This is a genomic window from Pollutibacter soli (genome assembly GCA_029269725.1).
Taxonomy (GTDB): domain Bacteria; phylum Bacteroidota; class Bacteroidia; order Chitinophagales; family Chitinophagaceae; genus Pollutibacter; species Pollutibacter soli.
In genome coordinates this window covers 11,996-38,244 of sequence record JARJHS010000003.1, presented here as the reverse complement: position 1 = coordinate 38,244, position 26,249 = coordinate 11,996, and the positions used below count along the sequence as shown (strand labels likewise).

Annotated in this window: 13 protein-coding genes; 10 read left to right on the top strand and 3 right to left on the bottom strand. The window is 42.9% G+C overall.

All coding sequences use genetic code 11. The features are described 5' to 3' along the window. The first annotated feature begins 289 nt into the window (after positions 1 to 289). On the top strand, positions 290 to 895 hold the full coding sequence (locus P2W82_RS08575; protein ID WP_336515457.1) for a TetR/AcrR family transcriptional regulator: 606 nt from the start codon (positions 290 to 292) through the stop codon (positions 893 to 895). On the opposite strand, the gene P2W82_RS08570 is transcribed toward P2W82_RS08575, so the two are convergent. Further along, complete coding sequence (locus P2W82_RS08570; RefSeq protein ID WP_336515456.1) at positions 873 to 1,112, bottom strand: CBU_0592 family membrane protein; 240 nt, start codon at positions 1,110 to 1,112, stop codon at positions 873 to 875. The two genes, P2W82_RS08575 and P2W82_RS08570, sit on opposite strands and share 23 nt — an antisense overlap. A gap of 285 nt (positions 1,113 to 1,397) precedes the next feature. Here P2W82_RS08570 and P2W82_RS08565 point away from each other — a divergent pair, with 285 nt between their 5' ends. Further along, positions 1,398 to 1,856, top strand: coding sequence for a CBS domain-containing protein (locus P2W82_RS08565; protein ID WP_336515455.1), 459 nt, complete (start codon positions 1,398 to 1,400; stop codon positions 1,854 to 1,856). Between the two features lie 103 nt (positions 1,857 to 1,959). Here the strand turns inward: P2W82_RS08565 and P2W82_RS08560 are convergent, their stop codons facing one another. Continuing rightward, positions 1,960 to 3,192 (bottom strand): trans-sulfuration enzyme family protein, encoded by a 1,233-nt coding sequence (locus P2W82_RS08560; RefSeq protein ID WP_336515454.1) that lies wholly within the window; start codon positions 3,190 to 3,192, stop codon positions 1,960 to 1,962. 666 nt (positions 3,193 to 3,858) lie between these two features. Here P2W82_RS08560 and P2W82_RS08555 point away from each other — a divergent pair. From P2W82_RS08555 to P2W82_RS08545, 3 genes are all read left to right on the top strand, one after another. Beyond that, positions 3,859 to 7,308: a SusC/RagA family TonB-linked outer membrane protein gene (locus tag P2W82_RS08555; protein ID WP_336515453.1), complete on the top strand. Its 3,450-nt coding sequence runs from the start codon at positions 3,859 to 3,861 to the stop codon at positions 7,306 to 7,308. Positions 7,309 to 7,326: 18 nt separating this feature from the next. Next, entirely contained in the window at positions 7,327 to 8,928 is a 1,602-nt protein-coding gene (locus tag P2W82_RS08550) for a SusD/RagB family nutrient-binding outer membrane lipoprotein (protein ID WP_336515452.1), read from the top strand. Positions 8,929 to 9,449: 521 nt separating this feature from the next. Next, entirely contained in the window at positions 9,450 to 10,697 is a 1,248-nt protein-coding gene (locus tag P2W82_RS08545) for an ROK family protein (protein WP_336515451.1), read from the top strand. Positions 10,698 to 10,916: 219 nt separating this feature from the next. Here P2W82_RS08545 and P2W82_RS08540 read toward each other — a convergent pair whose 3' ends face one another. Further along, complete coding sequence (locus tag P2W82_RS08540) at positions 10,917 to 11,387, bottom strand: Hsp20/alpha crystallin family protein (RefSeq protein WP_336515450.1); 471 nt, start codon at positions 11,385 to 11,387, stop codon at positions 10,917 to 10,919. 361 nt (positions 11,388 to 11,748) lie between these two features. On the opposite strand from P2W82_RS08540, the gene P2W82_RS08535 reads away from it, so the two are divergent. The 5 genes from P2W82_RS08535 (at position 11,749) to P2W82_RS08515 (ending at position 26,231) form a co-directional block, all read left to right on the top strand. Further along, entirely contained in the window at positions 11,749 to 14,745 is a 2,997-nt protein-coding gene (locus P2W82_RS08535) for a sensor histidine kinase (RefSeq protein WP_336515449.1), read from the top strand. Positions 14,746 to 15,122: 377 nt separating this feature from the next. Beyond that, complete coding sequence (locus tag P2W82_RS08530) at positions 15,123 to 17,228, top strand: adenylate/guanylate cyclase domain-containing protein (RefSeq protein WP_336515448.1); 2,106 nt, start codon at positions 15,123 to 15,125, stop codon at positions 17,226 to 17,228. 93 nt (positions 17,229 to 17,321) lie between these two features. Beyond that, a complete protein-coding gene (locus P2W82_RS08525; protein WP_336515447.1) occupies positions 17,322 to 21,392 on the top strand; it encodes an nSTAND1 domain-containing NTPase in 4,071 nt (1,356 codons plus the stop codon). Beyond that, positions 21,379 to 25,425 carry an ATP-binding protein gene (locus tag P2W82_RS08520; RefSeq protein WP_336515446.1) on the top strand — a complete coding sequence of 1,349 codons (4,047 nt, stop codon included), beginning with the start codon at positions 21,379 to 21,381 and terminating at the stop codon, positions 25,423 to 25,425. Before P2W82_RS08525 ends, P2W82_RS08520 begins: the two co-directional genes overlap by 14 nt. After that, complete coding sequence (locus P2W82_RS08515; protein WP_336515445.1) at positions 25,425 to 26,231, top strand: hypothetical protein; 807 nt, start codon at positions 25,425 to 25,427, stop codon at positions 26,229 to 26,231. Before P2W82_RS08520 ends, P2W82_RS08515 begins: the two co-directional genes overlap by 1 nt. The last annotated feature ends 18 nt before the right edge of the window (positions 26,232 to 26,249 follow it).

Here is a 26,249-nt window from a genome sequence, read left to right as displayed (position 1 = left end):
GAGTATCCGGATTTATCTGGCAAATATGAGTATTAGAGTTGTTGCTGAAAAATAAATTGAATGTACGTTCAATTTATTTATTATTTGCTAATGATAATTTTATAATTATTTAATCTTGTATGCAGCGTTTAATTTATCTATACGACCATGCTGTCCTGTACCATTTTTTTTAAATATTGACTTCTCTGGTAATAGTTGTTTGATTGCTTATAAAAAATTATGGTCTTGTATATTTAATAATTGCGGTGCATATATTTGCCAGCACTAAAAAAATGATAGCCGGTAAACTATGGGTAGAAAAAGTTTAAAAACACCAAGACAACAGGAGATCATCAGGGCATTTTATAAACTGGCAAAAAAAGAAGGCCTGGAGAATGCTTCCATTGCGAAAGTGGCTGCTATTATTGATATCAATCCCAGTCTGATTGTACATTACTTCAAAAGCAGGGAATGGTTGGTATATGGATTGATCGAATATATTCTCGACAAATACCTGCTTATTTTTAAGCTGCCTGCAGAATTTAATGGCAGTTCAAAAAAAGCGTTGCTGCAGATTATAGACAATATATTTTCACACAAGTGGAACCAGTTATTTGATGATAGTGTTTCTTACAGTTGTTATTCTCTTGCCTTTCGCGATAAGACCATCAAAAGAAAATATAAAAATCTCCTCGATACCTTAAGATTGAATCTGCAGCGACTGATTGAGGATTGTAACGCACAGGGAATATTATCAGTAAAAGATCCTGCATTAACAGCAGATATCATTTTTGTAATGGTTGATGGGGCTTATTATTACTTGTGTCTTGTGTCTGACAAAAAGGAATATCAGCAGAAACTTGCACGATATAAAAAGCAGGCACTGGCACAGCTCAATTTTGTTTCTGCTTCGTAAAAAAGATAACGGCAGAAAGTGCAATTATTCCCCAGGCAAGGTTTACCGCAACATTTGGATAATCCCTGAAAAAGAATGCATTCATCGTGAGCCCCACAGCGCCGATGATGTTTAAGAAATGGTAGATTTTCTGACTTGATTTGAGTTTGTTGAGACTCAACAGGAGATAGGCCAACAGGTAAGAGATGGTACCTGTCCATCCTAGGATTGCGGCCATATTTTTACCAATAAAGAGAAATTGCACCTCCATGCGGCAATTTAGGGTAAAATTTTCCACCGGCATACCAACAGTAATTAAGGCACTAACATCAGGAAAGTTAGTGTGAAATTACCGGGTACGGTTTTTTCTTCATCGGAAAGCCCGGCACCGATGAGTAAAACTATTCAGTAAAATGAGGGTTAATGTGTTTTCATTGTTAAATTTATAAACTGAACCCTGCCCCGGCAGAACGACAGGCGGAATAATTAAAAGTTAACAGTATTCAGTAAAAGAATATTTATTATGGTTGCAGCCAGCGATGTTTTATTAAAGAAAAGTATAGTTGACAATTCCATTGAACCCGGCGCTAAAGTTATTGATGCATTAAATCGGTTGAATGATCTCAACCTGAGTTACCTGGTTGTTCAGGACGGTGACGATGTTGTCGGGATATTCAGTGAAAGAGATTATGCACGCAAGGTAATATTGAAAGGAAGAAACAGCACTGAAACTACGGTTGCCGAAGTTATGTCTACCGATATGCCTGAAGTTGATTTTGATGCCCCCATCGAAACCTGCATGCATCTGCTGGCATCCATGAGCCAGCGATATCTTATTGTTAAAGAAGATGGAGAATTTCGAGGTGTAATCACCATTCACGATTTGCTTCGTGAAGTTTTATTGCATGTTGATAGCAGGTTTGATGACGAACTTACCAAAGCACTGATCGATATTAACGAACAACCTCACAAAGTGTATTGACTATCGCCTGTTAAATGCATTCCTGTCTTCTTGAAAAATTGTTTTGGGTCAAAGTTTTTTGAACAAGAAGGCAGGAAAGGAGAAAGATCATCCGCAGATAAAATTATATTGTTGCACTGAGTGCTTGTCGAAGATCCTGCAAGAGATCATTCGGGTCTTCGAGGCCAACGCTCATGCGGATGAGTCCATCAGTTATACCGGATTTTATCCTGTCTTCTCTTTTCATTCCCGAGTGTGACATTGAAGCAGGGTGCGAAACCAATGTATCTGCAGTACCCAGCGATACCGCTCTCACGCAAATACGCAGGGCATCGATAAATTTCCTCCCTCCTTCTAATCCGGCTGCAAGCTCAAAACTCATCACAGCGCCGGCATGCCGCATTTGTCTTTGCGATAATACATAATCCGGGTGATCGGGAAGACCATTGAAATTCACCTTTGACACGGCAGGATGTTCTGACAAAAATTTCGCAATGATTTTCGCATTGCTGCAATGCTTTTCCATCCGGATGGGCAGTGTTTTCAACCCTTGCAAAAGAAGAAAAGCATCGAACGGGCTGCTGTTTCCGCCCAGCAGTTTGTGAATCCGGTTCACAATTGATTTCATGAATGCTTTGTCCTTTCCTATCAATACTCCGCCAATGGTATTTCCATGACCGTTTAAAAACTTGGTTGTTGAATGAAACACAAAGTCTACACCAAAACGAAAGGGTTGCTGCAGGTAAGGAGTGGAAAATGTGTTGTCAACGGTTACCAGAACCTGGAATTTTTTTGCCAATGTAACGACCGCTTGCAGGTCAGTACAATCCATGGTTGGGTTCGCCGGAGATTCGATATGAATGATCTTTATTTCCGGATTTTGCATCAGAAGATTTTCCGTTTCTTCAATTTTTTTGAAATCCGTAATCAGGGATTGAATGCCGAGTCCTGGTAAGAAATCAAAAAGAAATTCATGTGTTCCTCCGTAAAGTGAATAGTGCGTGAGCACTTTATCACCTGCTTTCAGGTTCGACAAAAACATAGTAACCATCGCTGACTGTCCGCTGGAATGCAGGAGAGCGCTAAGTTCCAGTGGATCTCCTTTTTCATCTTTCAGACCAAAAGCTTCCAGTTTTGCAATGGCATCGGCCGCTTCTGCTGTTGTTGGATTTCCAAATCTTGAGTAAATAAATCCATTTTCATTTCCGGCAAAGCGGTTCATGCCCTGTTCTGCATTGTCAAATGTAAATGTTGAAGTCGCGTATATCGGCGCGCTGTGTGCATGTTCGCCGTGAAGATATCTTCCTCCGTGTACTGCCTGGGTGCTGAAGTCGCAATATTGTTCTTCTGGTTTCATGGGTCTAAATTAGGTAATAGGCAGCGGGCAGCAGGCAGCAGATCGCTGTTATCAAGCGGAGGGATGAAACAAATGCTGAAGCAGGAGGCAAAAGGCAATAGAACGGAATAGTAGGTTATGCAGGGACAGGATGTATCGCGTCCTGCATAATTTCCAGACTAACATTTACGTGCGATTTTTCGGCAGCGCCTTGATTGTCAGCCCTGGCTTCCGGCTGCACATTATTAACTGTGCCTTGGATTGTTGATTACCAACTCATTCGTCCATTCATCAATAAATAGCTCAGTTTACATAAGTTCCGCGGCTTTCTTATTTTTTTAGATTAACTTCTTAAATTATTATCCTTAAAGCCAAGGTTTAGTAAAAAATTTAAGAACTTTTTACTTTTATTTAAAAAGTAGGCTATATTTGATATGTTAAAAAGATATTAAGGATTCGAATGAGCTCCGTCTCCAAATGTGTTTTTAACAGATGCTTCCCTGGATCCACGTATGTATCCTTTGGTGGCATCGCTTGTAACCAGACGACTGTTTATACCTTACGAACGGATAATTCTCCTCACACCAGCAAAGCGGATCTGCCTTGCGGATGACGGCATGAACCCCCAGGCGTAGCTTATATCGTCGTTGCCGCTCTCTTACATCTTATTATTTAAACCAAACTGTCATGAAAAAAGTTATCCAATCGACTTTTTGTGTGATGCTGCTGTTATGTATAAGCAGTTTCGCTTTGGCGCAACGAACCATTCGTGGTACCGTTACCGATAGCGCGGGTGCAGGTATCAGTGGCATCACCTATCAAATCAAGGGCACCGCGACATCAGGTTCTACTGATGGCGAAGGCCGCTTTGCGGTTTCTGTAAACAACGGCGCCGTGATCGTGTTTACAGGGATCGGTTTTCAGCGCCAGGAAGTGGCGGTAGGAAGTTCCGATGTTATGAACGTCGTTATGCAGATTTCTACCAATGCACTGGACGCCGTAGTAGTTACTTCGCTGGGTTTTAAACGTGAACAACGTTCTCTCGGTTACTCGGCACAAAGAGTAGCTTCTACAGATATCGTCCGGGCAGCACCTCCGGATCTCGCTCAGGGTCTGATGGGTAAATCTGCCGGTCTGAATATTACGCAATCAAACGGTGTCCAGGGTAACTCTCAACGTATCGTTATCCGCGGTAATAATAGTATCCTTGGAACTAACCAGCCGCTGATCGTGGTGGATGGTATCCAGGTGCAGAATGATCCAGTTGGTGGACAGGCTTCTTCTTTTAATACTTCTTCTACTGACCTTGTTTCTCCTAAAGACTGGGGTTCTTTCCTGAACTTCATCAACAGTGATGATGTACAGGACGTAACCGTTCTGAAAGGCGCAAACGCTGCAGCCCTGTATGGTGCACGCGGTGCTAACGGAGTACTGTTGATCACAACTAAAAAAGGTGGAACACGCCCCGGACTTGGAATTGATTATTCTGTAAGTTCTTTGTGGACAGATCCATACCGTTTCCAGGATATGCAGAATTCTTATGGTTATGGTGGTGCAAGCAGCTTGTGGACAGCAACTCCTCAGTTCCCGACTACTGCATCCGGCGAACTTCGTTACCCAGGTAACTATCCATGGGATGGTACGCCTTCTGGTGATAAGTATCAGCGCGCTGGTGCGATCCCTGGTGGATACAGCACATGGGATGTGTTCAGCTGGTATGGTCCTGCTGCGTCATGGGGTCCAAAACTGGATGGAACAGAAATCATCTGGTGGGATGGTGTGAAAAGGAAATGGGATCCGCAACCGGACAACAGAAAAGCATTTTACAGAACAGGAAATACAACTACGCATAATGTCGCAGTAACTGGTGGCGGTAACTACGGAAGTTTCCGCGTAGGTTATACCCGCCAGGATAACGAAGCGATTATAAAAAACAGTCATTTTAATCAGAACAATCTGAACTTCGGAACCAGTCTGAACATCTCTAAAAAACTGAAAGCCGAAGTTTCTGCAAGCTATACTGATTATTATCGGTTGAATGTACCCGATGTGGCTAACGATCAGGGCTGGTCGAACTTTTCAATCTACTCCATGTCCCGCGATTACAAGCCTATCGAGTTCGATATTTATAAGAATCCTGACGGAAGCAGGAACAACCTGATTGCTCTTTCTCCGTTCGGTTATTATCCTTACCAGAACAATTATAACCAAAACCTTTTCTGGCATTTATTCGAACAGAACCAGCGCCTGAACAGGAACCAGCTTCTCGGGTCAGTGAAACTGTCTGCTGATATCACTTCCTGGTTAAATATCACCGGCCGCGCCTCTCTGAACGCTGCCAATACAAGAGTGGAAAGCAAATACACTCCGATCGATGCAAATGGTGTACAGGGTCAGTATGGCACAGAGTCCATCAAGAATAATGATGTGAACCTTGAGTTGTTCACGACACTGCACAAAAACAATCTCTTTGGCTCTAAATTCAATGGTAGCCTGATGATTGGCAACAGTGCTTTGAAAAGCAGGATGTATGACAATGCAGCCTGGGTGAGCGGTGAGCCTGGTGCAACTTATGGCCAGAGCAGCAACTTCCCATGGTCAGTACCAAATAAATACTTTCTGGGTAACACAACGAATTCAGCAGGTATTCAAGCACCGCGTGAATTCTGGAACAACTACGATCTGAATTCACTCTTCGGTGTTCTTGATCTTTCTTATGATAATTTCCTCTTCCTGCAGTTAACAGGAAGAAACGACTGGTCATCAACATTACCAGTTGAAACTTCATCTTATTTCTTCCCTTCTGCAAGTTTGAGCTGGGTATTTACCGAGTCTCTGAAAAGCCTGCAGAATTCAGCATGGTTGAGCTATGGTAAACTGAAAGTATCTTATGCACAGAGTGCAAACGGTACCAACCCATACCTCTCTACTTATACGTACAATGCTAACGTAATGAGTAACTACCTGAACGGAACTGCACCTACTTCATTTGGTGGTCAGCCTGTTCGTGGTTACCAGTCTGTTCTTCCTCCGGGCGTATTCCTCGAGCCACAGCGTAACCAGTCTTTTGAAGTTGGTGTGGAAGCAGGCTTCTTCAACAACCGTTTGGGAGCTGAGGTAACTTACTATCAGTCAAAAGCCACCAGCCAGATCCTGCAGGGGAACCTCGCATTATCTTCCGGTGCTTCAGCAGTAACTTTCAACACAGGCGAACTTGCAAACAAGGGTATTGAAATCGTGTTGAGAGCGACTCCGATCCAGGAGAAAAACTTCAACTGGAATCTGGTACTTAACGCAGCACACAATACCAATAAAGTGATTTCACTTGCTGAAGGTATTGACCGTTATCCTTTACAGGATCTCTGGGGTGCCAATGGTGTTCAGATGTATGTTAAAGCAGGTGAGAACTATGGTACCATTTACGGTTACGACTACACTTACCTGAACGGTCAGAAAGTAGTTAAGAAAGTTGTTGATAATTCCAATCCAAGCAAAGTTGTAGGTACCCAGTATGTAACAACAGCTGATCCTGTAGCTATCGGTAATGCAACACCGAAGTTTACCGGGGGTTTTGCGAATACATTCCGTTTCAAAAACTTCAGTCTTTATTTCCTGACTGACTTTAAGATCGGTGGCGATATCTACTCAGCAGACTATGCTGCTGCTGTAGGCGCAGGTCTTTCACCTTCTACACTGAAAGAGCGTGATGGTGGTGGATTGCCGCTTACTTATCCTGATGGAACATCTGCAAACAATGGTGTTATTATCGAAGGTGTATTCGCTGACGGAACACAGAATACTGATGTGGTTCCTTATATGTGGAAATATGCAGGGGAATATGTAGCATGGTCAAACGTGAAAATGCCACGTGCCAATGCCATCTTCACCAACTCATGGATGAAACTGAGGGAACTGACTTTGACTTATTCGGTTCCCCAGGACTGGTTGCGCAAGACAAAAGTGATCCAGGGACTGGATGTATCACTTGTTGGTCGCAACCTGTTCTATTTCTTTACCACATTGCCTGACAATCTGAATCCTGAAGCTGTTAACGGTATCGGAAACGGACAGGGTGTACAATGGTCACAATTCCCTGGTACAAGAGATTTTGGTTTCTCCGTAAAACTCAGGTTATAACTGTATAAACAATCTACTATGAATTATTCTTCATACATAGGAAAAGGACTAACTACCTGTTTTGCAGTAGCGACCCTGTTTTCCTGCACGAAAAATTTTGAAGAGATCAATACGCCTCCGAAGGACGCGACTTCTGCTCCTACTCCGCAGGTGTATAACATGATCATCAGCTCGCTCCCGCTGACCGCGGGAGAACAGTCCGTTTTTAATTCGTGGATATATCCTATCACTCAACAGGCAATTGTTGTATCAGGTGCTTATCCATATAACAACGCCCGCAACGACGCCTGGAGCAATTATTATCTGACACTCGCGAATTATCGTTTGCTGGAAGACAGAATTGCTACTTCAGAAAATCCAGGTAAACTGAACAATATTTATGCGATGCTGAAAACCATCATGGCATACAAAGCGTTCAAGACTACCAACTACTATGGTGATATGCCTTATTCACAGGCTGGTTATGCACCATTGCAAGGTTCATCTGGTTATAAAGTTCCGTATGACTCCCAGGCAGATATTTATGTTGATCTGCTCGAAGAACTGAAATGGGCCGTTGACAATTTCAGCAACGGCGCTGACCAGGAATCCCTGGGTGCTTATGAAACATTCCTCCAGGGCGATATCGCAAAGTGGACAAAATTTGCAAACAGCTTACGTTTATATGTAGCTGTAACTATGGCTGATAAAAATTCAGCTGCTGCAAATGCTGCGATCACCGAAGCGTTGTCAAAACCATTACTTGCTGATGGCGATGATATCGGTTTGTGGCCGGCAAAAATTGCAGGACTTGATCTGCAATGGCGCACATGGTCCTTCTCTGCCAACTGTTACCTCCGCATGGGTACAACTATGTGGGATCTGATGTCTTCAAACGATAATCCAAATGGCAGTGGTATTTTCGACCCGCGTGCAAAAATTTTCTATGAGACTAATAATGCTGGTCAGTGGGCTGCATATCCGCAGAACCCAACCACTTCTACTCCAACAGAGGGCGGTGCACCATACGATACCAAACGTTTTACCAACTGGCCTGATAAAGGCGCTGCGAATATCTATTCACCAGTGAACCTTTATTTCGAACAGGATACTAAATCAATTCCTGAACTTATGCTCACTGCTGCACAGGTACATTTCCTGAAAGCAGAAGTATATAACCGCGGACTTGGTGTTGCTGCTTCACCAGCTTCTGCAAAAGCAGAATACGAAGCAGGTGTGAAAGCTTCTGTGAACATGTGGACTTCTATCGCTTATAATTCACCGGTTTGGGTAGTAAATAAACCTGCTGCTCCAACTGTTCCGCAATCAGTGATTGATGACCTTCTTGCAAATCCCGTAGTGAAATATGATGAAGCCAATGCATCCAATGCGTTGAAACAGATCTATGCACAAAACTGGATCGATATGTATCGTCAGCCATGGGATGCCTGGTTGTTGCAGAGAAGAACAGGTGGTAAAACTCCGAAGTCAACTGAAAATGAGCAATACTATAACACAAACTTCGGCGTGTACAATCGGTTCATATATCCTGAGAATGAATTGAGCTACAATTATGATAATTATAAAGTAGCTGCGGGCGATGCAGACCTTCCTTCAGAGAAGATCTGGGTCATGCCATAAGATATTCTAGCAGGGGATTTTTATTCGCCGCAGTTTTTGTATCATACGACAAGGGGGAGGGGGAGCCCTCCCCTTTGGTTTTCAAGGAGACGGAAGACAGCAGAGAACAGCCAGGTTAGTAGGAATAAGAAATCCAGCAGCCTGTGCCTGCGCCTTTCGAGGGCCGGAAGACAAAAGCCTTAGTCGAATGTTGTGGGACGGAAGCCGGAACTGTGAAGCTAAATGCAGGAATGATTTGTAATAAGAGCTGGCAACCAACACCTAATAATTGAATTTTCTTCTTCATCCCGTTGCTTCGAATGGAGAAGGAAGAACGACGAACGAACTACCATGAACGAACAACGAAAAACGCCTCAGGAGCTAAAACATTATTTCCCCGGACCTGCGGGATTCAAAAACAAACGCTATATTTTGTGACCCGAAATCAATGTTTGCAATCACAGGTATGCCATTGTATGAATCTGTCCGCTAGCCGTAAGTTGTAATTTATTTGATTTGTTTTTTGGAATAACTATCAGTCCATGACAGAAAAAAAGAAAACTTACCGGAGGCAGATCATCCGCGAATTATATTTTGCAAGAATACTTTCCTGCGCGGAGCTGAGTCTGCGTATCAATAAAAGTCTGCCCCTTACTACCAAAATGCTGAATGAGCTGATCAGGGAAGGTAGTGTAGACGAAATCGGTTATGCGGCATCGACAGGTGGCCGCAGGCCGGCCATGTACTCTCTCAAAAAGAACAATTTCTATATTGTTTCCGTTGCGATGGATCAGTTTGTGACTAGAATTGCCATCATGGATCTTGAGAATAATCCTGTAACAAAAATTGAGAAGATCGAATTGCCTCTGACCAAGGATCCGCAGTCGCTTGGTTTACTTGCGGAAAGAATAAATGACGTTATCAAACAATCCGGCGTACCAAAATCGAAGATTGCCGGAATTGGAATGGGTATGCCTGGTTTTGTTGATGTAAGAAAGGGTGTGAACTATTCCTTCCTGGAAGTAAGTAACGGAAGCATTTCTGAGTATCTCGCAGAAAGAATTCAGCTGCCCGTATTTATCGACAATGACTCGAGTCTTATTGCATTGGCCGAATTGCGATTTGGTGCGGCACGTGGTTCTCAGAATGCGATGATCGTGAATATCGGGTGGGGTATTGGTTTGGGAATGGTGTTGAATGGTGAACTTTTCCGCGGGCATAATGGCTTCGCGAGTGAGTTCAGCCATATCCCGCTTTTTTCCAACGGAAAACTTTGCAGCTGCGGAAAGCGTGGTTGTCTTGAAACTGAATCCTCATTACTTGTTGTCATTGAAAAAGCACGTAAAGGATTAATCCAGGGTAAAGTAACTGTAGCAACCAATCTGCCGGAAGATCATGTAGAGCAATCGCTCGGGTCAATAGTCAAGGCTGCACTCAACGGTGATCAATATGCTATTGAGCTTATTTCCGAAGCCGGTTATAATATCGGGCGCGGTGTTGCCATCCTGATCCATATCCTTAATCCGAAAGAGATTATTCTCAGCGGACGTGGGTCTGCCGTTGGCAAAATCCTTCACGCACCGATTCAACAGGCAATTAATGAACACTGTATTCCGAAACTTTCGGCACACACCGTAATCCAGATTTCTGAACTCGGATATGATGCCGAACTCATCGGAGCTGCTGCATTGGTCATGGAGAACTACGAAAAGGAGGTGGAGGTAAAAGCACGTCCTTCAAAACTTCCACCGAAAAACGGAAGAGAAAAATTGATTTCTGTAAAAAGCTGATCGAAATTTCCAGCTTTATAAAATCAGAAAAGGATTGTCGAAAGGATCTTTTTGTCTTGAATTGATCCTGGCCAGTTTTCCGAGAATCCTGGAGATCGGATTAAATTTTGAACAGCGACAATTTTTTATGTTTTTCATCATTGCAGTATTTTAAAGGTTTGAATTTTATAATAAGAAAAAGGTGGAGAAATACATTCCACCTTTTCTTTTTTTACAATGTTATTTCACCATGATATTGCGTGACACTTTTTTTGCTTTTTCATTTTTGGCAAGTGTCAGACGAAGTATTCCGTCAGTATAGGTGGCATTTATTTTTTCCATGTCGACGGTATCGTCAAGAGTGAAACTGCGGCTGAAGGATTGCTGTACAAATTCATTTCTTTCCCAGCGACCTTTTTCGTCAGCTTGTTTTTTTTCTTCTTTGTGTTCGAAGGATACGGTCAGTACATTGTCATCCATCTTAATTTTAAAATCTTCTTTTTTGCAACCTGGTGCAATAACATCGATTTCAAATTGCTGATCTGTTTCGCGCACATTTACAGGTACGCGACGCATCATTGCGGGATGATCACTGTCAAAATAGTTGTCGTCAAAAAAACGACGAAGACTGTTCTGGAAGATATTGTCAACTACATTTCCAAAACTAGTCGATGGATTTCCATTGGTTCTTTTTGCAATTGAGTCAGACATAAAAACCTCCTTTTTTTCAAAAACAGGCCACAGTATTTGTGCCAAAGGAATTGTTTGCGAAAAATTGACCGGTTGTTAATGTCAGAATTTCTCTTCTGCGGAAAATTTTTCAGCCGGCTCTGCCCCAAAGGCTGAAGCCGTTCTTTTTGTTTAAACAATGAACCCGCTTCCTTTCAACGGAACTGTAAGCCGAAAACCCAAACTGAAAACCGAAACCGGAAAAAATCGGTTTTCGATTCAAAGCTGCTCCCTTCCCATGAACTCTGAACTGGCTGTTCAAAACTATGAACCTGCCTGGCGGCAGGCAGTTTATGAACAAGGAACTTTTCATTAGCTTTAAACACCCCTAATAACCATCTTAATGCAGGCAATTCATGAGCATCTTCTAATGGGAGCGCATTCTCTTTACCTTAAACAGGTGGTGGGGAAATATTCCAGCCTGCTCAATACTGACGATAAAAGAATACAGCGACCAGCGACCAATAGCTTCAGTGATAAAGAACTCGACGAACCTGAACCTAAGCCAATATCTGCAGGCTTCGGTTCCTGGTCAGGTGTTGCTGGCTTCCCGGAAATTGACATCAGAACGGTATCAAACCAGGTATTTTTTAATGGCACTGCCGCAGTTTTTATCGATGAAATCAAACTGCCTGATTTTTCTTCCATTCAGCTGACTTCTTTCTTTGAATATGGTGACAGCCGCTGGCAAAACTCTTACAGTTACGAATCAAAGTTTTTCAATAGAACAGAAACAAATGGAATCTCAGAAAAAGGAACAGATGTTCAGATCGATGATTTGCAAAAATCCCTGGCAGAAAAAGAACGCGAGATTGCAATTGAAAAATCCCTTGAGAAAATCCGGGTACGAACCAATACGATGCGGAAAAGTATAGAGTTGCTGGATGTTATCAATATCATCTCCGAACAACTAGCACAACTTGGTTTTATTTTCGACAATGTTACTTTCGGAATAAACAGCCAGGATGAAGGTTTCAGATTCTGGATGGCAGCTGCTGGTCAGGCTACTCCATTGTATATCCATGTTCCTTATAAAAATAATCCGGCTCCTAACCGCGTGATCGAGGCGCAGAAAAATGGTGTAAAGTCTTTTACTGATTTTCTAAGCAGTGAAGAAAACAGGGAATGGGTACAGCATCTCATTGATCATTCCGAGCTGGTACATTATCCTGAAAAAGTAAAACATTATATTCTCAGCAGCCCGGGATATGTGCGAGCGACTTTTATTCTGGACAAGATCAATTTATATGTCGGGAACTATAAAGGCGTTCACTATTCTGAAAACGACATTAAAGTATTTGAACGTTTTGCGCGGGTTTTTGATCAATCGTACACTCGTTTTTTAGATCTGAAACATGCGGAAGAGCAGGCGTCGGAAGCAAAAGTGGAAGCCTCACTGGAACGGGTACGTGCCGCAGCAATGGCCATGCATAAAAGTGATGATATGACAACTGCTGTTGCTGTTGTATTTGAAGAGCTTGACAAGCTTCAGCTGGGCTTGATCCGTTGCGGAATCGGAATTATTGATGCTGAAACAAAATCGGTTGAAGTATATACTACAACCAGATCAGAATCGGGGATCGCCGTTCATGTTACAGGTAACGAGTCTATGTCGATCCATCCGTTATTGCTCGGAGCGTTTCATGCATTTACACGGCACGAAGATTTTGAATATGAACTGACTGCAGAGGATCTGCATGATTATTATGATGCTACCGCACAAACCAATTTCCGGTTACCGGATTCTGCGTTAAATCTTTCTGAATCTCCGGAGGCTGGGCAATACTATTTTATGGCGGCATTCCAGGCAGGAGGTTTATATGCATTCAGTGAGTCTAAGTTCACAGAAGCGTCAAAAGTTGTTCTGAAAAGGTTTGCAGGAGTTTTCACGCTCACCTATAGCCGGTTCATTGATTTACAAAAGGCAGAAGCGCAGGCGAGAGAAGCACAAATTGAAGCAGCATTGGAGAGAGTTAGAAGCAGGACACTCGCTATGCAGAGATCCGGTGAACTCCCTGATACTGCGGCTGTGCTTTTCCGTCAGTTGATTAACCTGGGTATTGCACCTAATCGATTATACATTGGAATTATTACCGACGAAACCGGTCATATGGAATTCTGGATAACAGATGAAGATGGTTCAAAAGTAAGTACCATGTTTGCTGGTGAAGCCACAAAAAATGCTTCGTTGATGAAAATATTTGAAGGCTGGAGAAGGCAGAAATGCCAGGTGATCGATATGCGCGGGGATGAGCTGACAGAATATTTTCATTACCTCGGTGAAGAACTTCATGTATCGTTTAAAGATATTGTTTCGCACACACGAAGGATTCATTACCTCGCTTATTTTTCAAAAGGATTTATCGGATTGGCTTCACCTGAAGAGCAGCCGGACTCAACATTAAAGTTGCTGGAAAGATTTGCTTATGTTTTCAATCTTACTTTCACAAGGTTCAATGATCTGAAGGTAGCTGAAGCGCATGCAATACAGGCTGCGGAAGATCTTATCAAATTACAGACTGAAAAGAAGCGTGCGGAAGATGCGCTTATAGAACTTCGCGCAACACAAAAACAATTGATTCAATCAGAAAAGATGGCTAGCCTGGGCGAACTGACTGCGGGCATAGCCCATGAGATTCAGAATCCATTGAATTTCGTTAATAACTTTTCAGAAGTAAACAAGGAAATGCTCGCTGAACTGAAGGAGGAAATTGATAGGGGCGACCTGGAAACGGCGAGATTGATTGCTGAAGATCTTATCGCCAATGAAGAAAAGATCAATCACCATGGAAAAAGAGCAGATGCGATTGTAAAAGGCATGCTGGAACATTCGCGGTCGGGGGCGTCTGAAAAACAATTGACAGATATTAATGCGCTGACAGACGAGTATACCCGTCTTTGCTATCATGGTCTTCGTGCAAAGAACAAATCTTTTAACTGCCAGATCAAAACAGAATACGATGACTCGATCGGAATGATTGAGATTATTCCGAAAGATATCGGGAGAGTTATATTAAATATTGTTTCTAATGCATTTCATGCAGTGAGCGAAAAAAAGAGAGAGGCGTTGGAGCAGTATGAGCCAATCGTTACTGTCGAAACTAAAAAAACGGAAGGCGGGGTGAGAATTTCCATAAAAGACAATGGTGCCGGCATTAATGAAAGAAATATTGATAAAATATTTCAACCTTTTTTCACTACCAAGCCAACAGGGCAGGGCACCGGTTTGGGATTGTCTTTGAGTTATGATATTATAAAAGCACATGGTGGAGAGGTTAAGGTTGATAACCGGCCGGGCGAGGGAGTCGAATTTGCAATTTTTATTCCATTTCAAACTTGAATAAGCGGTGTTTTCACGGGTTAGAACCGTTACAAACACCCACCACCTGGGAGGTCTTAGACCTCCCAGGTTTAAAAGACCTCGCATGTTTAAAAGACCTCGCATGTTTAAAAGACCTCGCAGGTCTAAGGCCTCCCAGGTTTAAAAGACCTCCCAGGTTTAAGACCTCGCAGGTCTAAGACCTCCAAGGTTTAAGACCTGCCAGGTCTTCCGAAAGGTAAAACCCCGGCTTCGGACATTTTAAAGCATTCCTCGTCCCTGATTCAGCAGGATTGAAGGGGTAAAATGTACCTTAAGCAAATATTACCCGAGAGATTATTACTACGGTTTAACCGGTTTTTTTTCAGCATCACATATTATTTGGTTAATTTATCGACATGTCTCAATCCCGAAAACTCTCCGCCATCATGTTCACGGATATCGTTGGATATACCGCATTAATGGGTAATAATGAACAAAAGGCTTTTGATCTGCTTCGGTTAAACCGCGAGATTCACAAACCTGTTATTGAAGCTTTCGGCGGCCAATGGATCAAAGAACTTGGTGATGGTGTGATGGCCAGCTTTCCTTCAGTGAGCAATGCGGTATATGCAGCTTTAAAAATCACAGAAGCGTGTAAAGAGAAAAATGCGTTTGAACTACGTATAGGCATCCACCAGGGTGAGGTAATTTTTGAAGCCGGCGATGTATTTGGCGATGTGGTGAATATCGCCGCACGCATACAGACGGCGGCACCTCCCGGTGGGATTTTCGTTTCTGAATCAGTACATCGGGATATTTCAAACAAACATGATATCCGTTCTGTTTTCGCACGGGTAGAATCCTTAAAGAATGTAAAAGAGCCCATTTCTGTATTCAGAATTCTGACAGAAAAGGATGAATTTGTTTCTCCTCAGGGAAAAGCAAGACAGGCAACACTTTCTCCCGATTACGATAGTGATATCCACGTCAGTTTTCGTTTGAATGATAACAAATACGATGGTTGGGTCACCGAGTTTGTAGAAAAACTCAACCAGGAACTGGCCGCAACTCTTAAAGACAAGCTCACCATTTATTTTGATCGCAACCTGGATGAAACCAGGATTCAATCAAAGGATAATCCAAACAAATCGCTGATTTTTATCCCGGTTATTTCACAGACCTATTGCGATGTTCAGTCACCGGTATGGATAAACGAATTCAGCGCATTCCAGGAACTTGTTAAAACCGATAGTCTCGGCACCAGCATACGACTCCCGAGCGGTATATATTCATCGCGTGTAATACCGGTTAAAATTCATGAAATTGATAAGGATGATGTTCGACTATTGGAGTCTTCACTTGCAGGAGATCTTCGTTCGGTTGATTTTATTTACCGTGAAGACGGTGTGAACAGACCATTGCGCCCGGTTGATGACGACAAAGCCGGCAGCCATCTCCGGCCAATGTATCGCAACCAGATTAATAAACTGGCAAATACAATTAAAGAACTGGCACTGGGTATTAAACAACAATTGCGTTCTGCACCTGCGGAAACAGCGGAGTTTGTTCCTGTAGCAAGAACCATTCTTCCAAATGTGATTGCTGCCCCTGTATCCAACGCAATTAAGGTACAGGTTATCGACAGGCAACGCCCGAATATTTTTCTCGCGTGGACATCGGGAGATCTTAAAGAAAGCCGCGAGGAGATGGCGATCATTTTGCAGAAGGCCGGATTCAATGTATTGCCGGCAATTGATTGCCCGGCAGATGATGAAACTTTTAAAAGAAAGACGGCTGAAGAACTTGAAAAATGTGTCTGCTCACTGCATATGATCAGCGGCGAATTCGGAAGACGTTTTGAATCCGATGACGAAATTTCATTTCCGCAATATCAGTTCCTCCAGGCAAAACAAAAAGTGGAACAGCCTGGGTCGGATTTTAATGTTTTCATCTGGCTCTCTCCGGAAAATACAGCTAACGTAAAACCGGCCCAACAGCAATTCATTAAATACATCCGCAATAACATTACGAGAAACATGATGTTTTCCAACAGCCTTGGTCCAATGGCACTGGTAGATGATATGCGTATCGTGATCATGAAGCAGGATGCTAAAGCATATGATTCCAAGGATACGGATATCTTTTTCATATTTAACCAGCAGGATGAATTTGATGCTCAGCTGATCATCGACCAGTTGAGTATGGAATACCCGGTAGAAACAATGAACATATTACCTGAAGGCGAAGATGCATATCGTGATATTTCTTCTCAGCAGATTCCTAAAAGCAAACTTGCAGTTGTGTACTTTAAGTATGCGGCGGACTGGGCCCTGCCGTTTATAAAACAGATATGGAAACAGGTAGGAGGCGCTTCGTCAACCACACCTATGTTCCTGGTAGGAGAAGATGACCCGAGATCCAACCTTGCACGAAATTTCAGGGCACCCAAAGTGATATCCTCTATAATTCCGAAAGAAGCAATTCCATCTGAAGTGAAGAAGGTTTATCTAAACGTAGTATAATAATATGCTTTACCAGAAATAACTAATCTGAATTTTTTTCAGTGCTCATGATTGGTTTCTGATGACCGTCATACCCTATGAAAGGATTAAAACATGAGTCAACAACCGATGTTCGAAACCTTTCAAACTTGTCCTTATACCGGTCTACGCTCCTTCACAGAGGAGGAATCCATCTATTTCAAAGGGAGGGATGAAGATATTGACCTCGCCACTGCGCAGTTGCAGCGAAATAAATTTCTGATGCTGACAGGCGCTTCCGGTGATGGAAAATCTTCGCTGATCTACGCCGGCATCATACCCAATGCACGCGCAGGATTTCTCAAAGCGCTGTACTCACGTTGGTGTGTAGCCGATTTCCGGCCTGAGCGCTGCCCCTTCCTGAATCTTTGTGAAGCCGTTGCGAAGCAATTGGAAATTCCCGCTGTGGAAACAGTACAGGCGGAATTGGGGCATGGCTTTTCTGCACTCGCTGACCTTTATAAAAATTCCAAACGATTTGCAGATACCGAAAGCATAGCATGGCAGGAAGCCGATCAGTCAAAACGAGCTGCGATAAAAAGAGATGCGGCCAACCTGATGATATTGGTGGATCAGTTTGAAGAATTTTTTACGAATCCGGAAAATTACAGACAGGGTGCTCCATCGAAGGACGCTAACCTTGTACTGAATCTTTTACTCGAAACAGCAAGGATCGCACTTGATGAAGATCTCCCGATATATATTGTTTTTACTATGCGCTCAGATTATATCGGGCAATGTGCTGCCTTCCGCAGCCTTCCCGAATACCTGGGCTTTTCGCAATATTTCGTTCCGAGACTGAATCGAAGTCAGTTGCAACAGGTGATCGAAGAACCGGCAAGTCTCAACGCCAATAGCATCACAAGAAGACTGACAGAAAGATTGATACACGATATTACCGAAGGCGTTGACCAGCTCCCGATTCTTCAGCATACATTAAAACAGGTTTGGATTGCGGCCTCGAATGGAGCAGAGGAGATGGACCTGATCCATTATGCAATGGTTGGTGGCCTGAGCGCTGCAGAACTCCCCGACGAACAATTGAATCGTTTTGACACCTGGTTCAGTTCCCAATCTTCGGTTATCCGTTCCTGCTATCATGCGCCGAGCCTTCAGAATGTTCTCGACACGCATTGTAATAAGCTTTATGAAAACGCGGCAACGTATTACGAAGAAAATACGAAAAACAAGATTACCGACACCGATGCGAAAGCAATAATCCGCCTCGTATTTGTTTGTCTTACAAAAATTGACCAGGGACGTGCAGTAAGAAACAGGATGACGCTGCGTGAGATCACTGATATTGCGGCAAATCCGGCCTGCAATTCGGATACCATTGCCGGTGTCGTCGACATATTCAGGGAACCCGGCAGTACATTTATTCACCCTTTTATCAGCCAGGAACATCCGGAGAATAACAGGATACAGCCGAACCAGATCCTGGATATTACTCATGAAAGCCTGATCCGCAACTGGCAATACCTCGATAAATGGGCGAAAGAAGAATACGATAGTTACACCGTCTCCAAAGATTTTGAACAACAGCTGAGTCGTTGGGTAAACAGCGAAAAGTCAAAAGACTTTTTGTTGTCCATCGGACAGCTCACCTATTTCGAAAACTGGTTTATTAAATCAAAACCAAATCCACACTGGATCGCACGATACATTGACGACAGCAGCGCTAAAACCGTGAAGCTGGAGAAAGCGGAAAAAACACTCACAGACAGTAAAGATTTTCTGAGCCAGGGAGCGCGGAAATATTACCTGACCAGAAAACTGATGAAGATCGGACCTAAGCGAATTGCTGCTGTGATTGCGGGGATTGTAGTGCTTTCATTATGCTCTTTCGTGATCAATGGGATGTACAAAAAGCAGAATGATTTCGTTCTGCAATTGATACATAAGGAGTCGCTGAGGCTGGCACCTGTAAATAAAGTGAGTCTTGGTTCCAAGGCAGCACTCATAGTTGAAGAACTTAAACTAGGGCTCACCACCATTGATGAAGTAATTGCCGCTGTCAAAAATCCGATTACGCAGATCCATGTAACTAACGGTATTGCTCAGATGTTGATTTTACAGGGTGAAAAAGAGCCGGCTTCATTGATAGCCCAAAGCCTTTTCACCACAGACAGTCTCTTGCAAAAGTTCCCTGTTCCTGAAAAAGATGGTGTAAGCCTGGCATTATTGCTTAAGGAAATCTCGGATCTGAGGACTGGAATTGAGATGGCGTTTTATTACAACGCCGACCCGCGCATCGATAGTCTTCGCAAACGAAATGGTTTACGATCTGCTGCTGTCGTAAAGCAAATTCTGGAAAGTCAACCTGAAAGTTTCGAGAATATCGATCAGCTCATGCTGAATCTGGAAAATGCAATAAATCAAAAAGCACTGAGTAGTGAGGAAATTAAGCAATTGATCAGTATCCTTTCTCCAATGGATAACGGTTTGCAGACACCGTGGCTGAAGCAAAAATTTTCGAATGATAAAATAGCTTTTCGTGGCCCTACCGGTTATGGATTTCCATTTAACGGGCTGTACCAGGATCTCGCTTATCTCTACGCCGCCATGGGTAATAATGCACAGGTGGCCAAATGTATTGATACGCTTTTGTTCTATAACCAGATCTATTACCAGAACGACTATACTGCCAACCCGGAGAATGCGTCCAATATTGCCGTAGTCTACTACACTTATGATCAGCTGGATAAACTCGATGCCTTTGTACAGGATTATTGCAGCAAAAAGAAAATTTCAGGTGAGATGTTTTACAACCGCTTGATCGGAAGAACAGCACCCAGCAATGCAACATTCGCTTCGATCGATTTATTTTTCTGGGGAAATTCCATCGAAAACGTCAATCTGAAATTTCTCCGACGTGCCCCATTGCGCTTTTTCTTTAACAAATACAGAGAAGTTGTTCAAACTGAAATTAAGGATATTGACGAAAGGAATTTTCTTGCAGCAGTCTCTTATAAAAATGAGGGAATTCTTTTGTCGTTGAATGTCGAGCCGTTGTCAGAAGGTGAAGCTACCGCAGAGCAATGCTTCGATCAATCCATAGAATTTTATCGTAAGGTAAACGATAAATTTCTTCATCGGGAAGCAAGTTTTATTGGTACTAATTCAGTTGAAGAAGTAGCTGGGCATATGAAGGATCTGTTTGTATATCCGGATTTTCGAACGGCCTTTCATCCACTTGAGCCCCGTGCTTTTTACTTTTTTAATTACAGTACTTCCTTTATTGAGTACCTGCTCAAAAAAAATCTTTTTTCAGAATTGTATACTTCGGTGGATGATATAAGCAATTTTGCAAGGTGGATGGAATCTTATAATGCAAAGCAATTTGCTCCTTCGTCTCTTTTAACAGAGCAATTGAGTTATTCAACTTTATCTGAACTGGCGAAACAGATTGACAAATTGCCCTTTGCCAAAGAAACGGACCTGAATATGTTGTATCTATACGGTGGTTATCAGGCCTTTCTCCACAAGGATTCTGCCCGCATGCTGGAGATTTATGCTCATTTGATACCGGTAAATTTTTTCAATATACTCAGGGCAAAAGAATTCGCTGGTAACATTTCAAATCAGTCATTTCGCATGATCGCTTTCGCAGTGAAAGCGTTGTATGAATATGGACAGCCGGAGAAAGCACAGCGGTTAATAAATGTGTTTAAAAGTCCGATCAACCGGTCATCTTTATATGCATATGCGTCTTACCAGATGCAAATCTCAAATAATGCGGGACCATTGGCTGCACAGTTACTTGATTCTGCAAAAGCCCAATTGCCGCGTTCGGAAATAACTACACAGGATCAGCCTAACCGGGAAATGATTGCGGCTGCACTGGCACTGCATCCAACAACCAGGAATATTGACAATGCTTTCAGTATTATTAAAAATATTCCGACCCGGTTTTATGCAACATCCTATATCTGTGGGGCTTTAGGATTTGATGATAAACTTTTTGAAGCGAAATCAAATATTCCTGAACTCTGCTCTGATACGGATATCTGTGATTTTTATGCCCTGATTCTTTACAATTATAATCTGAGAAAAAAGATTTCCGGTAAGGAATGGGATAGATATAACAGCAACTACACCCCTCTTTCAATTCTGGATTTAAGGTATATAGATGAAAATAACTGATTTCGTTCCGATATGTCCTTATCCCGGCCTTCGTTCATTTACGGAGGATGAAAGTATTTATTTCAAAGGCCGCGATCAGCAGGTGGATCAGATCACTGCATTGCTGGAGCAGAATAAATTCCTGATGGTGTCCGGTGCGTCCGGTGAGGGAAAATCTTCATTGATTTACGGAGGGCTCGTACCCAATGCCAGGGCTGGTTTTTTCAAAGCAAAATATTCCAACTGGGCGATTGCATCATTCCGGCCTGAAAGAAATCCTGTTCATAACCTTGCGTTGTCGCTGGCCGAAAAACTTAACTTAAATCCGGTAACAGTAGAAACGGAACTGCGCCGCGGTTATTCGTCACTGATAGATCTGTATACGCAATCTGCCTGTTACCCGGCTGCTGAATCAGGTGACGCACAGATAACAGAAAAAGACAGTAAGGAAAAGCAAAGGCATGCTGCCAACCTGATGATCATTGCGGATCAGTTTGAAGAATTCTTTACCAACCCTGAAAATTTTTATAACGATGTGCCGTCTACAGATGCGCAGATCGTTGTTAATCTAATGCTGGAATCAGCGCGCATTGCCATCAAAAGGAACTTACCCGTCTTTATAGTATGTACGATGCGGTCCGATTATATCGGGCAGTGTTCTGCGTTCCGCGGACTTCCGGAGTATATTGGCTTCTCACAGTTTTTTGTACCGCGGCTCAAGCGAATGGATTTGAAGGAAGTGATTGAAGAGCCGGCACTATTAAGCGGAAATCGAATTTCTCAACGTCTGATCGAACGCCTGGTATTTGATATGGCTGACGGTGTGGATCAGTTGCCAATACTTCAACACGCATTGAACCAGGTATGGCTCGCTGCAGATCGCGGCCAGGACCAGATGGATCTTATTCATTATGCCATGGTAGGAGGTATGCCGCCGGAGGATTTGCCTGATGAAGATTTCAATCGTTTTCAACAATGGTTTAACCGACTCCCAGAGGCACATAAACAATTTTATAATCAGACAGGATTGAGCCGGGTAATTGATATCCATGCAAACCTGTTGTATGAAAATGCTGCATCAATTTACAATAGCCAGGGTACAGGAGTTCCTTTATCCGATGAGGAAGTAAAAAGAATCATTTCGACCACGTTTACAGGTCTTACAAAAATTGATAACAGTCGTGCAGTAAGAAACCGTATGACGCTGGCGGAAATTACAGGCCTGATCAATGTTCCCAAAATCACTACTACCATTATTGGTAAGGTGATCAATATTTTTCGTGAGGAAGGCAATTCCTTCATACATCCTTTCAAAACCCTCGACCCGGCCAGTTTTGAGCTGGAGCCGGAAACCGTCCTGGACATTACGCACGAGAGCCTGATCCGCAACTGGGATAAGCTGGAAATTTGGGCTAATAAGGAATTTGAATCTTATAGTATATGGCTCGACTTCAGAAAACAATTTGATCGCTGGAAACAAAGCGGTCAGAAGAGCGGTTATTTGTTGCCAATAGGACCGTTGACTTTTTTTGAGAACTGGTATGCTGAGTCAAAACCGAACCTCGCGTGGATCATGCGTTATGCTGGTGTGTCTGAAACCCGGGAAAAGAAAGAGCGTGATGCATCAAAACTGTTGACTGAGGCGGATCTTTTCTTAAAGAAGAGTGCATCCAAGGAGATTTTCGCACGCACATTTATGAAGTATGGGGTACGTCGAATCGCAACCCTGTTGGCCATTTTTATTATGTTGGTACTTACCGGCTTTTACTGGTATAATGCCGATGAAAAGAAAAACGGCAATGTTCTGGACAGGGTAAGAAGTGAATCGGGTAAGTTACTGAGCAGCCAGGAGGTAACCGTTTTCAACAAAGGTCTTTACCTGATTAGTGAAGAAAGATTTGAAGAAGGAGCCATCATGAAATACCTCAAGACCTTAAATAAACGCGACCAGTTACAGATGGCTGCGCAGGTGTATGGGCTGCTGGTTAACCTCAGGAAGCACGACACGTCAGTGCTTGTGGGAAATCTATTTACACTCACTTCAGATCTTTTGCTTTCTAAGGAATATGATTTTGCGCCGGAGTTCAGGGTTACGCAGGGCAATGAATTTATGATTCGTCTTGCAATGGACGAATATTATAATCCTGGAGCGGTAAAAAGAGAAAAGCTGCGTGCGATTGCCGATAAAGGATATGAGCTCGCATTGCAGTTTTATCAGCACACGGAACTATTCCGGCCGACGATCTCTACCGAGCTCAACCTGATTGTTCATTACTGGCTGACATTTGGATCTGTGTCGGTTGAAAAAATCAATCATCTCCTTGGCGCGATCTCACCGGCAGAAAATGAAGCTGCCCGGAAAGCATTCAACATATATTATCCCAAGGGAGCCTTTGAACCGGGCGGCCGACAGTCATTTGATTTTAATGGCGGATACCATACACTAGCATCGATGTATGCCGCCGCAGGAAATATTGAAAAAACAGAATGGTGTTTTCAGCAGTTGCTGGACAACAACCAACGACCTTATTTCGAATTACCACGTGTGCTGAACAATCACCTGAACGTACTTGGCTACCTTTACCAGTACAGGCACAATGCACTCATTCCGCGTTTTCTGAACTGGATTGCCATACACACAGAAGATAATCCACCCATCACACTTGTCCGAAACGCGGTTATTCGTTCTGGTTATATAACCCATCTCTATTGGATCAATATCCAGAAAAATTTTTACAGGTCAATTCGTGGTTACATCTATCCTAACCTATATTTCAGCGAACGCTATGTATACGATGCTATGATGCATGATTACGACAGCCTTATTCAAAAAATTCCGGATGCAGATGAACGAAATTTCGAAGAGGCAATGAATTATAAACGTAAAGCCATCTTCGAATACAAGTATCGCGGTGACAGAAAAATGCCATTGGATTCAGTACAGCTGGATGATTGGCTAGCAAAATCTTTTGCATCTTTCGCACTTGTCAGTCAGGCTTACAAAGAGGGAACAGAGAGCACAACGCTGATTTATAACAGCGATGGTTTCCGAACCGGACAACAGTCGCGGGAAAGTCTTTTTTTATATCCTGATTACAGGGACGGATGGTTTGCCTGGACCTATCACGGCGATTACCTGTTTAATTACCTGCTTCGAAAGAATTTATTATCTGGCTATTTCCGGAATGGTAATGATTTGAAACTTTTGCATCTCTGGGTTACCAAGGCGTTTGAAGTTCAGCCGCAGCTTTCGAGATCTTTGTACAGTAATAATTTTAAGTTACCGGACACAGCAATGAAATCGATTCTGATGTACGTGTCGCAGCATCCGAACGGAAATGAATTTGATAAAAACCTCCTGCTGCTCGTACTCAGCAGTCGCTCTTTTGACCGGGGGGATACAACATCAGGCCTGAAATATTTTTCGCAGATCGATGTTCAGACCCTCAGGCAATCTTCAGATCGATATGAATACCTTGAAAAAGGATTTATATATAACCAAATGAAATACCTCGCAGCAAATCTTGGTAAGGCTGGTCATATCAAAGATGCCGTTGTTGTCGCTGAATTATTTCCCGGAAATATGGAGAAGGTGATTGTATACAGTGCGATGACCGAAGCTTTGTACCAGCGAAATGCAAACCCCGAAGCATTCATTTTCGCGGATTCTGCCTGGGCAAAAATGCTGAAGGCTGATTTTTCTAATTCCATTGGTCTTCTGGATTCCCGACCTGATTTAATCCGCGTTCTATCTGAAATCGGGAGTAAAAGAATAAACATGGCATCCGCCGAAGTGTTGAGAGATATCCCTGAGCAAAATAAACTCAGAGGTATCCTTGCACAGATACAGGGTATAACGCTTGAAGGAAATTATTATCGGGCGCTTACATCAATTCCAAATACATTGACTGAGTCGCAGGACCTTCAATGCAGAACAGAAATAATGATGGGAGCTTCCCGTGCAAAAGAAAAACAGAATAATAACAAGCGCTGGGAAGAAGTAGACAATGCTTTATTGCATAACTATCATCACACAGACTTTTTGCCAAATTAATGAACAGGTACGCACAATTATTTTACATTCTTTTCTTCCTGCTGATCATGGGAGCTTTTGCTTCCATGGCTCAAAATAGTTATGGGCTAACTATTCTTGGCCTGGTAGGGATAACCTTTGCCATCATTTTTCTTTGGAGGGGCATAAGTCAGATCAGGGCAAAAGGTCCAAAGAAAACTTTTGCTATAATTGAAATGTTTTGTCTTGCAATAATTTCAGTTCTGCTTGCCCTTCGCGTTTTTTATTTCCGCATTCCGGGCACGGAGATTTTACTGGCATTGGTGTCCTTATTATTGATACTCGTGTATGCCCGACGCATGATGAGGCTGAGTAGAGAGATGATGTATGAGCAACCGAAGCTGGCATACCCGGTGATCGCATTTTATTCAAGCCTGATGTTATTTTTACTTGCTTTGTTGCTGATGCCTTTGCATGAACCGTCAGCTGAAGTGATCGGTACCATTGCTTTTGTAGTTTTGCTGGCGGACATTATCTACTGTACGTTTAGCGGCACTGCGATTGTAAAGGGAAAAACAGAGTCCGGGTTTTCGATCATATTTAAACTAAAAGATCATTCGTTGCTGATTGCTTCTATCTTTTTTCTTTTTTCTATTTATCTCGGATTGAACCGAATGGGAGTGTTGCCGGGCCTTTATTCTGATGAATATCCGCAGGCCTATTTCGAACTTGTGAACGAAGCAACTACCGGTGAGGATCAGCCGCAAAACGGGGCTTACCAATACCAGCAGTTTAAGACCGGGTATGAAGATTTTGTAAAAAGAATTGCTACTGAAAAGGAGCAGTAGTATTTTTTTGCTGATTGG

Excerpts from the sequence above, each read along its gene's own strand:
- P2W82_RS08545 (WP_336515451.1), top strand. The coding sequence starts at position 9,450 with ATGACAGAAAAAAAGAAAACTTACCGGAGGCAGATCATCCGCGAATTA.
- P2W82_RS08575 (WP_336515457.1), top strand. The coding sequence starts at position 290 with ATGGGTAGAAAAAGTTTAAAAACACCAAGACAACAGGAGATCATCAGG.
- P2W82_RS08555 (WP_336515453.1), top strand. The coding sequence starts at position 3,859 with ATGAAAAAAGTTATCCAATCGACTTTTTGTGTGATGCTGCTGTTATGT.
- P2W82_RS08515 (WP_336515445.1), top strand. The coding sequence starts at position 25,425 with ATGAACAGGTACGCACAATTATTTTACATTCTTTTCTTCCTGCTGATC.
- P2W82_RS08570 (WP_336515456.1), bottom strand. The coding sequence starts at position 1,112 with ATGGCCGCAATCCTAGGATGGACAGGTACCATCTCTTACCTGTTGGCC.
- P2W82_RS08560 (WP_336515454.1), bottom strand. The coding sequence starts at position 3,192 with ATGAAACCAGAAGAACAATATTGCGACTTCAGCACCCAGGCAGTACAC.
- P2W82_RS08530 (WP_336515448.1), top strand. The coding sequence starts at position 15,123 with ATGTCTCAATCCCGAAAACTCTCCGCCATCATGTTCACGGATATCGTT.
- P2W82_RS08550 (WP_336515452.1), top strand. The coding sequence starts at position 7,327 with ATGAATTATTCTTCATACATAGGAAAAGGACTAACTACCTGTTTTGCA.
- P2W82_RS08540 (WP_336515450.1), bottom strand. The coding sequence starts at position 11,387 with ATGTCTGACTCAATTGCAAAAAGAACCAATGGAAATCCATCGACTAGT.
- P2W82_RS08535 (WP_336515449.1), top strand. The coding sequence starts at position 11,749 with ATGCAGGCAATTCATGAGCATCTTCTAATGGGAGCGCATTCTCTTTAC.
- P2W82_RS08520 (WP_336515446.1), top strand. The coding sequence starts at position 21,379 with ATGAAAATAACTGATTTCGTTCCGATATGTCCTTATCCCGGCCTTCGT.
- P2W82_RS08565 (WP_336515455.1), top strand. The coding sequence starts at position 1,398 with ATGGTTGCAGCCAGCGATGTTTTATTAAAGAAAAGTATAGTTGACAAT.
- P2W82_RS08525 (WP_336515447.1), top strand. The coding sequence starts at position 17,322 with ATGAGTCAACAACCGATGTTCGAAACCTTTCAAACTTGTCCTTATACC.